The sequence below is a fragment of the Aquamicrobium zhengzhouense genome, assembly GCF_016124105.1.
GTDB classification, from domain to species: Bacteria; Pseudomonadota; Alphaproteobacteria; order Rhizobiales; family Rhizobiaceae; genus Aerobium; species Aerobium zhengzhouense.
On the sequence record NZ_JADGMQ010000010.1, the window covers coordinates 134,374 to 143,660 of the forward strand.

Consider the following 9,287-nt stretch of genomic DNA (forward strand, 5'->3'; position numbering starts at 1 on the left):
GACTCCAGCGAGCATTCATTACACTCAAATTGAGATTGATCGACCGGTCGATCGACCGTAGTGTCGCGTATGATCTCATCCTCGGATTTCCCCGATCACGATGACAGCCCGGAAGAGTTCCTTCGATATCTGCTCCGCCGCACAGGCGGGCAAGTAACCGCTGAGGTTGTTGCGGCCGCGCGCGAAAGGTTTGGCATCCCGCGATCAACACTGTTTCGGCTGGCTGCGCGGTTCAGAAAGACGCAACGTGCATCAAGTTTGCGACCTAGGAAACGTGGTACGCACGAAGGCGCGGTCAGGCTCGACCCGAGAACTGAGCGCGTCATTGCCGAGCAAGTGGATGGCTTCTGGCTCAAGAAGGAGAAGCCAAGCCTTGCAGCGCTGTTGCGGCGTATCCGGGAAGTCTGCCTCACCGAAGGCCTCTCCCCGCCTCACCGCAGCACCGTCCAGCGGAGGGTCTCGGAACTTATTCCAATGTCAGCGGCCCGCAAACGCGGGGAGCGCGAGATCGAGGCCGCATCCACGCCAAGCCCTGGTCAGTTCAATGTCGCCAAGCCGAACGCCCTTTGGCAGATCGATCACACCATTGTCGACGTCATCGTTGTCGACGGACAGTTTCGTAAACCCATCGGTCGACCTGTTCTGACAATTGCCATCGACGTCTGCACGAGAATGGTCGCGGGGTTCCATTTATCACTGGAGGCGCCATCAAGTACGTCTGTAGGCCTCTGCCTTCTGCATGCGGTCTACGACAAGACTGCCTGGCTGGATGAGCGCGAAATCGACATCCCCTGGCCTGTCGCTGGATTGCCCGAGGTTCTTCACTGCGACAATGGCGCGGATTTCAGGTCACGGGCATTGTCCGATGCCTGCAAGGAGTATGGGATGAGACTCCAGTTCCGACCGTCGGCAACACCGCGCTTTGGGGGGCACATCGAGCGGCTGATTGGGACAATGATGGGCGCCGTGCATCTGCTGCCCGGCACAACATTCAGCAATGTGAAGATCCGGGGCAGCTACGATTCCGAGGGCCGCGCCAGTCTCACATTGCGAGAATTGGAGAAATGGATCGCCCTGGAAATCACAGGCAAATACCATCAACGCATCCACTCATCATTGTTACGCCCTCCCCTTGCGGTCTGGCACGAGCGGCAAGGTGAAGTCGACTTCAATCTGCCATCTGATCGAATGGCATTCTGGACCAGCTTCCTGCCTGGCGACCGGCGGCGCTTGCTGAAGGACGGCATTCATCTGGAAAAGATCCGGTACTGGTCTGACGCCCTATCGCGCGATGTCGGCCGCGGCGCCGAACTCGAGATCAAATATGATCCACGAGATCTTTCCCGAATATTCGTTCGCCAATCCGATGGTCGGTTTGTTGAAGCACGGTACCGCAATCTCGCATTCCCGCCTGTTTCCTGGTGGGAGTGGAAGCATGCCAAGAAAATGCTTCGAGACCAGGGACGGCTTGAGTTGCAGGAAGAGGTTATCTTTGCAGCCATCGCGCAGCAAAGGCAGATAGAGGACATCGCGGCATCCTCAAGCGCAAAAGCGCGCCGTAATATCAAGCGCAGACCCATTGAATCGGGGCATCAGGAACATCGCCCCATTGCAGCAATCGATATGGCGAAACCAATCCATTCAGACGACGACACGGAATTTTGGGATCAATGATTGAACTCCCGCATCTTGCTCTAGGCGCTGCAGCACTGGCGAATGGACCGAACCATGCTAGGATACGTGCCATTCGATCTGATCGCTGGGTCGGCTTTGATCGCGCTCGTCGGGTATTACGCCATCTTGATGCGTTGTGCGACCATCCGCCAACAACACGGCCGCAGGGCCTCGCGATCTATGGTCACAGCGGCATGGGCAAGACAATGCTCGTGGAGAAGTTCAAGCGTGATCATTTGCCGACGATCAACCCCAGCACAGGCGTAGAGAGCATGCCGGTGCTGGCGATTACATTGACGTCGCGCCCAACAGAGCGCCGGATCTACGGGCAGTTGCTCATGGCTATGGGAGCCAGCATCAACGAACGTGTGACCCTTATGGAGCTTGAGATCCGAACCGTTCTCTTGCTGAAAAACAACAATGTGCGTGTTCTGGTGTTTGACGAGGTCCATAACCTCCTCGCCGGCACCCCGAGGGAACAGCGCGTGATACTTCAGCTTCTGCGATATCTGAGCAACGAGATCAAAGCCTCGCTTGTCTGCCTCGGCGTATCGGAAGCGCGTGATGCGATTGCCGGCGACACACAACTGGCCCGACGTCTGGATCAGTTTGTTCTACCCAGATGGAAGGCAGATGAGGAATTCCAGGAACTTGTAACAGCCATCCTGCGCAGCCTGCCACTCAGGCTTCCATCGGCTTTGTCGAGCCAAAGCCTACGGCACCTTTCCCATCTCGGTGACGGCATCACAGCTCGCGCATTCGGGATACTCAACGAGCTCGCAATCGAGGCGATCCAGAATGGTATCGAGCGTATAACCGACGACAGCATCGAATCGTGGAGGCCAGCCTTGGAGAAGGAAGCGGCGTTCGCATAGCCGCCCAAGCTTTACACTTCATTTGAGACTCAGCACAAGCGAATCTCAATTGAAGTGTAACTTTTTTACGGAAAACGCCCGAGTCCCAGATTGAAGTGTAAATCGACACCACGCATCTTCAGACAAGCGTAGGGTGGAGATTTCAGGACGCTTTTTTTCCACTGCAGTAAGCCTCTAATCAGGATCATGAAGGAAAATGATTTTGAGCAACGTGCCAACGACTTGATCTAAATCGCCCGAACGTTGTTTCACCTTGCCGCCAACTCCTTCCAAGATGCCGGCAACTCATCTCAGGTCGAAATAAATTGCGCAAACCCGATTCAGAGTTCGAGATTTGCGATTCTGGATTGGTTGTAAACGATTCCGAGTTCTGGAAAGACGCTACAAGCGCAAACGTCGTTTGCATGTGAATCGCCTGCCTAGCTCCCAGCCAAGCAAACAGGCGAGGAGGCGCAGCAAAATTGCTGCGCCTGTCACGCATCCTGCCTATGCATAGCGTCGTGAGCTTGCTCTGGTTATGCCGTCAACAAGCTCGCCGAGTAGGCTTCATCATCATTCTCCCGCTCAAATGCTTCCATTTCGGCCGCGACCCTTGGAATATAAGAACCGGGGGTCGTAGACGCGCGTGACAATCACCTCGTCCACGATAAGCCTGCACAGCAGGCCCGAATACTCAGCTTCGTTTTAGTCGCTGAAGATGGTGTCGGCTGAAGTGTCTCGCACAAGATCTCGCGGTACTTCTGCTCCAAATAGGTTGGTTACCGAGACGTTACCCGCGGGATGCGCGAGCAGCCAGGGCTTATCCGCAGGGGAAGACTTGTTGGACCGGCCTTAGCGTCTCATCTAAACGCCGCGCAATGTCCATCCTCTGGATGCTCCCTTCACCGGAAGAACCGCCTCGGCCACTGACCGACGCCAGCGCTGCACGGAGGTCAAAGCTCCGATCCGCCGGCATTACGCGTCACCTGAACAGCCTTATCAAGATGCTAGCCTGGAAGATTAGGTGTCTAGAGGATCATCAAAAAAGCCCCACGCCCGGACAAAAGCCGAACGCGGAGCCTCTGGCCGCAGGGGGTTGGATCTAGGTGCGGCCTGCTCTTCCACTATTGGAAATCGGGCGCGCATGGAAGCAGGCAAAAAGCCCCCCCATGGGAACTTGGCCAGGCGAAGTACCGAACGTGCGCCTGCGACCACGAAGGACCATCTCTTTTTCAGAAGCGGGCATGATAATCTTCATCTGTCGGGTTCGCTACGGTTCCAACGCCCCACAATCCGCTCATCGTCGTGGTTACGTTTTGCGGCTCCACTCGGTTTCGCTGGCCCGCGCAGGCGGTGGTGCATTCACCAGTTCCCCGATGAAGGTTGCCAGTGGGCGAATGTCCTCGTGCTGGCTAGCCTCCTCAAGGGCGGCCATGTAACGGTCGCGCTGGTCCAGCGGTATAACCGTCCATGGAAGCCCTGCCTCTGCAAGAAGCACATTCATGAGGAAACGTCCGCATCGTCCATTCCCGTCGGGAAAGGGGTGGATGTAAGTGAAAAGGAACGGCGCGACGACTGCTTTCACTCTGGGATCGGGTTCTTCTCCGATGCATTCAAAAAGCGCTTCCATGGCGTCCAGAATCACATGAGGAGGCAGCGGCACGTGGGATGACCCGCGAAGGTAGACGTTGTGATCGCGATAGCCCGCAAGCCTGTGCGCAGCGATGATACCGGCCTGGACCGACGGCTGGAACATCGCGCGAAACCAATCCTGATGCCTGACGGAGAGCAGTTCGCCCGATGGAGACCCATCGAGGATCTTCTGGACATCCGCCTTCACCTCTTCAAAAGCCAGGCGGTAGCCTTTCGCGGCCAGGGCATTTCGAGCGTTTGCGTCACCCGCATGCTCTTGGGGGTTCCAGGCCCCTGACTGTACCCGCTCGATGAGCTCTTGCGACACCTGGTAGCCCTCGATCGAAAGCGAATTCAAGGCATCTGCCACATACCGCTCCTCGATCTCATTCATATAGCCATTGATGTCGTTAATGAGCCTCGTTTCAACGTTTATGGCGGCGACCGCATCGGGGGCCATGCGCGCCCACATGTTCTTTATCCGAATTGCAGCCGGCGCTGCTGCCTTGCGATTGTCCAACTGCGCGTGAGCACGATCATCGAAGGGGTTCTCCTCGAAAACAGAGTATCCAGCCGCTTCCATCGTCGAGAGAACCTCGTCAGCATCGCGGACGCGACCGAGGTGTCGAAGAGCACCCGCAATACGCCCTGCGACCGTACTCATCCCATTCCCAAGCAGGATGCGGAGCAGAGGCGCAGTCCCCCTCATCGAGCCAATTACTGCGATGAAATCAGTCGGCGCTGCGACCCAGTTGACTTTCGCGCTGTGGACGACAGCCGCCTCCTTGGTCATTACGCGCAATCCACCATGTTCGACCGCATCGTCAACGTCAGAAACACGCAAAAGGTATAGTGAGGTGTTCCCAGGAAGCTCCACTAATTGATTGTTCGCCGCTGGACTCCGGACGATGACCTGCTTCGCGATCGACCAATTTTCTGCCCAGAGGGCCACCGAACTTTCTGCGGAGAGACACCAGTCCTGACCAAACCGATCTGTCAGGTATTCACGGACAAATTCCCAGTAGACAGTGCTCCAGGCAGCGTCGACGCGTCGTCTGTCCGAAGGACGCGAGTTGACAGCAAGCCAGCCACGCATGATCTCTTCGACGAAGCCAGCCTTAGTCAGGCGTTCCCTATGTACCCGACTTAATGCACTACTTCGTATTACTGACCTCGTTCCCTTCTCGGTGATACCGTGCAATTCGTTAAGGGATGTGGCGAGAAGTTCGTTTGGTCTCATGCCTGGCATACCGGCTCCAACGGACATAGCAGCGGCCAGTGTCCTACACTAATTTAATGCATTCCTCTAACAATAATTTGCTGCATCGTCACGGCACTAATTTGATGATGTCGGCATGCACTAATTAAATGTCGCAGCACTCGGACGTTTCCAGCACCGGGTTCAATTCCGGGTTAGCAGCAATATGACACAGCTGGCTTCGGGACACTGAAGGTTGTTCAGAGAACTCCTAGTCCAGACTTCTAGCGTCCAAGCCTTTTAAATTGGTACAGGAATCGACATCACTTCGCCGAGACAGTCGGCGTATACGGACCATGACTTTGGCGAGGCACCTTGCATTAGCGGACAACGTGCCAACGACTTGATTTAAGTTGCGCGAACGTTGTTTCACATTGCCGCCAACTCCTTCCAAGATGCCAGCAACTCATCTCAGGTCGAAATAAATTGCGCAAATCTGATTCAGAGTTCGAGATTTGCGATTCTGGATTGGTTGTAAACGATTCTGAGTTCTGGAATGACGCTACAAGCGCAAACGTCGTTTGCGGACAGGAAGCGGAGGGAAGCAGCTGTGACTAAAGAGAGGGCGCGACTGGAGAAGCAGCGCGTGCGGCAGAGGGAACTGCGCGAGCGCAATCGGGCTCTGAAACGGCCTTCGCGGGACGATTTTGCCCGGATGCTGCTTCACATCGCGTTTGAAGAAAATGTCCGCAGCGGAAATTTTGCCGAGCTCGAGCGATTGCAGGACGGCCTCGTCGATAAACTCGTCAATCAGGGTTTCGACAAGGACCAATGCGATCTCGTCTTTGAGGATTTAGTCGACAAATATAAACGTGGCTGGGATTTCCTCAAAAAAGTCCATCTGAGGTCAGGTCAGGACTAGACCGACGCGGTCTGGATGACCGTCAGTTTTCCTTTAATCTCGTACTGTTCCCCCCATTACTTCCTCAAACGTCGTTTGCATGTGAATCGCCGGTCTGGCTCCAGTCAGGCACGCAGGCGAGGAGGCGCAGCCAGATGGCTGCGCCCGGCACGCATCCTGCCTGTGTATAGCGTCGTGAGCTTGCTCTGGTTATGCCGTCAACAAGCTCGCCAGGTAGGCTTCATCTTCATTCTCCCGCTCAAATGCTTCCATTTCGGCCGCGACCCTTGGAGTGGGCCGGCGCAGAAATGGCCGGGTAAACAACGGGGTCTCCATCATCTTCTTGAAGTCCTCCGATGAGCCTGTGATCGCAAAGCGAATGGCAAGGCCGATCACAAGCGCCATCGGCGGCGGGAAGGCTGCCTGTGGCAGCACTACACAGCTGCTGCTTTCTTCTTGCGCCGTACGCCTGTCGGTTTCGGTTCTTCCATGATGCCTCGCCGTTCCCGGAACTTTTTCCAGAATGCGAAAGCATCAGGATCGCGCACCTCGCCTGCGGGCAATTCAAGTTCCTGAGCAGGCAAAGTCGTCCGGTAACTCGCGCGATCGTTTCCGCGCGGATAGTCGATCAGTTCCGACTTAAGTTCTTCTTCGATGTCGAGATCTGCCTCGGCTAAAACATTATAGATTGCAACGCCAACAGCCCGGGCCATGATCGGTGGAAACGCGTTCGCAATTTGCCGTCTTTTTTGCCGGTCCGAACCGCAGAACTCCCATTCCCTGGGGAAGCCCTGCAGGTGCGCACCCATTTCCAGGGTGAGCTTAGGTATGTGATCGAGTGGCGCGTCGGCCGCAGGTGCCTCAGCTGCAAGTGACTCACCGTCCATGCCGAGCTTAGCCCATTGGGGGAGCTGCTTTTTGGAAGAAAACCCCTTGATGCCACTATCTGAGCCTCCCACGAGGGTTGGGCTTGGCTTATTGGCCCGTTTCGCCCAGGCCTCGGCTCCCTTCCAGCCATTTTCAGCCATCATTGGCAAAAGGGCTTCACCCAATGTCTTTCGGCCACCCTGAAGTCCAGTTGGCATCCTGAACCGTGACATCAATCCATCACGAAAGCCGATGACGACGACACGCGGACGGTTCTGTCCCAGGCCATAATCGGCTCCTGCTATAGGGAAAGCCTGCACATCATATCCCGCACTTTGAAAGGCGCTGAATAGTTCGGCGCGGTAGGCGGAGTTGGGCGAGTCGCTGAAACCGGACACGTTCTCGAACATGAACGCCCTCGGACGAACCACTTGAACGATCTCGACCGCTTCACGGAAAAGGTCCCGCTTGTCGTCACCGCCCTTCTTGCTACCTAGAGTGGAGTGCGGCTGGCATGGTACGCCTCCCGCAATCAGATCGACATGGTCTCGATAGCGGTCAAAGTTGAAACCTTTGATGTCCCGTGTGAATAGCGGTCCGAAGGTAAAGTTCTTCTTGAGCGTTGCGGTGGCGTGCTTATTCTTCTCAAAGACGCCCAGCGGACGGAAGCCAGCTGCATGCAAGCCGATCGCCTGACCGCCGGCTCCCGCGCAAATCTCCAGCGAGGTCAGCGGCTCTCGCTTCCTTTGGCCGCCACCCCTCCAATCATCCTGGTCATCATCGCGCCGTGCATCAATACTCTCTTTTAGACGGGTGATGTCCGCACCGCTCAGCCAGGCGACCTTCTTGATCAGGTCAGCTTCAATGTAGCGGTCGGTCGCGAGATTGATCAGCTTTTCGTCGGCGAAATCCCTCGCACTCAGCCGCTCCAACGCAACCTTTGCCTTCGCCAGCCGGATTGAATTGGAATTACTGTAATCGAAGAACCATTCTTCAAATTCAACATGCTCGCTGCCGAAGAGCTCATGGAACTGACTAAGCAACTGTTCTGCCCGTGCCGACAGTGCCAATATTTTCAGATCCAGCAGCGCATCTTCGAGTTGATCGATTTCGTGAAAATCAATCAGTTCTTCGACGTATTCATTAAGCTCGGCACGGTAGGAGGCAAGTTCTGCCTGCGCGCGTCTCGTGATCTGGGCAGCAAGGAGTCGGTTACGCTTCTTCAGCTGCTCACGCGCAGCCACCTCTTTGTCTTTCAGCTCCAACTGGACCAGCGATTTGCGGCTGATGCTCTTGCCCGCCTCAAGCTGTCCAATAGCCTCTCGTCTTGCTTCGGGGGTTGTCTTGTGAAGGGCTGCGATCATATCGAGGTCGACGCCGCTTCTGATTAGTAGATCGCGGTGCTAGATCTCCGTGGCGGCAGCGCCAAGAAGTCGGCTCGCCTCAGCTGACGTGAAGCCGCAGTCGTGGACAAGAACTGCGTGTCTTTCCTTGCGTGGCAGATCATCCAGCTCCCTGAGCCTGTCAATAATCTGAAAAATGGAATTCGTGCGCGACTTGCGAAAGCTGCGCGCCCTGGTACGCAGATCACGCAGAAGTTTCGATTTGTCTTCACCTACCATGCCAGCCCCCTAGCTTTGCTATAGATGTCAAAGTTGCACTTAACCCGCCTGCGAATGAACAATACCTTACTTTAGGTGATGACGTTGCGTCATGCTGGATGTGCATGGCCATTCATCACTGCTGATCCAGAGCGAGAGATGTACGACAGAATTAGTGGTGGCGTGTGCTCGTCGCGCGGTCGAGGAAGCGACGTGCTGCGTCTGGCTGCTGTGTTGCCAAAGATTGACCTGTCCGTGCGCAACGCTTGCCTGGCTCGAGCCGCCAGGCGATATCCAATCTCGGTGAGTGCCAGGCTTGCGATAGCGCTTGGTGATAAAGGACCACCAGCACAAGGCGTTCCGGTCGGGCAGCGAATGAACCGACCGCTACAACCGCAAGGCTATTACGCGAGAATATCAAACGCCGATACGCCACCTGCTTTGTTGGCCTCAGATTGAGACTGAGGTGGACCCGTCTGCTGAGACAGTTTGGCGGCTTGGCTAAGGTGGATCAGGTTGGTTTTTACGCCGCCAGTTGCTCCATCATTTCTGCGGTAGCA

7 protein-coding genes are annotated in these 9,287 nt (G+C 55.8%); 3 read left to right on the plus strand and 4 right to left on the minus strand.

Annotated elements, in window-relative coordinates:
• Window positions 1–69: 69 nt before the first annotated feature.
• Window positions 70–1,674, plus strand: coding sequence for a Mu transposase C-terminal domain-containing protein (locus IOD40_RS14180; RefSeq protein ID WP_233714000.1), 1,605 nt, complete (start codon window positions 70–72; stop codon window positions 1,672–1,674).
• Entirely contained in the window at window positions 1,671–2,549 is an 879-nt protein-coding gene (locus IOD40_RS14185) for a TniB family NTP-binding protein (RefSeq protein WP_198477295.1), read from the plus strand. The genes IOD40_RS14180 and IOD40_RS14185 overlap by 4 nt, the downstream gene beginning before the upstream one ends.
• A 1,288-nt stretch (window positions 2,550–3,837) precedes the next feature.
• Here the strand turns inward: IOD40_RS14185 and IOD40_RS14190 are convergent.
• Window positions 3,838–5,400 carry a Fic family protein gene (locus IOD40_RS14190; protein WP_198477322.1) on the minus strand — a complete coding sequence of 521 codons (1,563 nt, stop codon included), beginning with the start codon at window positions 5,398–5,400 and terminating at the stop codon, window positions 3,838–3,840.
• 568 nt (window positions 5,401–5,968) lie between these two features.
• Here IOD40_RS14190 and IOD40_RS14195 point away from each other — a divergent pair.
• Window positions 5,969–6,280: a hypothetical protein gene (locus IOD40_RS14195; protein ID WP_198477297.1), complete on the plus strand. Its 312-nt coding sequence runs from the start codon at window positions 5,969–5,971 to the stop codon at window positions 6,278–6,280.
• Between the two features lie 189 nt (window positions 6,281–6,469).
• On the opposite strand, the gene IOD40_RS14200 is transcribed toward IOD40_RS14195, so the two are convergent.
• The 3 genes from IOD40_RS14200 to IOD40_RS14210 are packed head-to-tail and all read right to left on the minus strand — an operon-like array spanning window position 6,470 to window position 8,748.
• Window positions 6,470–6,694, minus strand: coding sequence for a hypothetical protein (locus IOD40_RS14200; protein WP_198477299.1), 225 nt, complete (start codon window positions 6,692–6,694; stop codon window positions 6,470–6,472).
• Entirely contained in the window at window positions 6,694–8,490 is a 1,797-nt protein-coding gene (locus tag IOD40_RS14205) for a DNA cytosine methyltransferase (protein ID WP_198477301.1), read from the minus strand. The genes IOD40_RS14200 and IOD40_RS14205 overlap by 1 nt, the downstream gene beginning before the upstream one ends.
• A 39-nt stretch (window positions 8,491–8,529) precedes the next feature.
• Window positions 8,530–8,748, minus strand: a complete 219-nt coding sequence (locus IOD40_RS14210) for a hypothetical protein (protein WP_198477303.1) — start codon at window positions 8,746–8,748, stop codon at window positions 8,530–8,532.
• Window positions 8,749–9,287: the final 539 nt, after the last annotated feature.